The 675-nt window shown below is 50.5% G+C and carries 2 protein-coding genes; both read left to right on the plus strand.

The annotated features are described in order from the left end of the window. The coding region (locus ACS8FC_RS17960; RefSeq protein WP_439297792.1) for a Kae1-like domain-containing protein at nt 1–443 on the plus strand (443 nt) is incomplete at its 5' end. Nucleotides 444–487: 44 nt separating this feature from the next. Then, nucleotides 488–675, plus strand: a 188-nt coding sequence (locus ACS8FC_RS17965; protein ID WP_439297793.1) for a CrcB family protein, incomplete at its 3' end; no start/stop codon positions are given.

Raw genomic sequence — 675 nt, forward strand, 5'->3', positions numbered from 1 at the left:
ATGCTTACGCACTGCCAAGACCGATGCTTCATCGAGGTTTGGACTTTTCATTCAGTGGTATGAAAACAGCGGTACATAACTTGATCAAAGACACTGATGGCTCTGATAGCGATCCGCAAATTCGCGCAGATATCGCCGCGAGCTTCCAACATGCGGTGGTCGATACCTTAGTGAAAAAATGTGTCAAAGCACTCAAGCAAGCAGGTATGAGCCGTCTGGTCATTGCAGGTGGCGTCAGTGCCAATACGCATCTGCGCGAGATGCTAGAGGCGGAGCTGGCTAAGATCAATGCGACGGTCCACTATGCACCGCCCGCGCTGTGTACAGACAATGGCGCGATGATTGCTTATGCAGGGTTTGAGCGTTTGCAGGCAGGACAGTCTGATGATTTGGCCGTTAGCTGTGTTCCGCGCTGGCCAATGACAGAGTTACCAGCCGTATAATTGAGCATTTGGTCCAACACGTTTATATGAATTAAGGACAGTCTATGCAGTGGCTTGCTATTGGTCTGGGAGCAGCACTTGGGGCTTGCCTGCGAGCGTGGCTATCGCGTTTTAATGCTTTAAATAGTTGGGTACCACTTGGGACTCTGAGCGCCAATATACTGGGCGGGCTTCTAATTGGGCTTGCGCTGGTGTGGTTTGAACGTATGGGAAGCAATCTATCTGATCATGT

It is taken from the genome of Psychrobacter sp. 1Y4 (genome assembly GCF_051847555.1).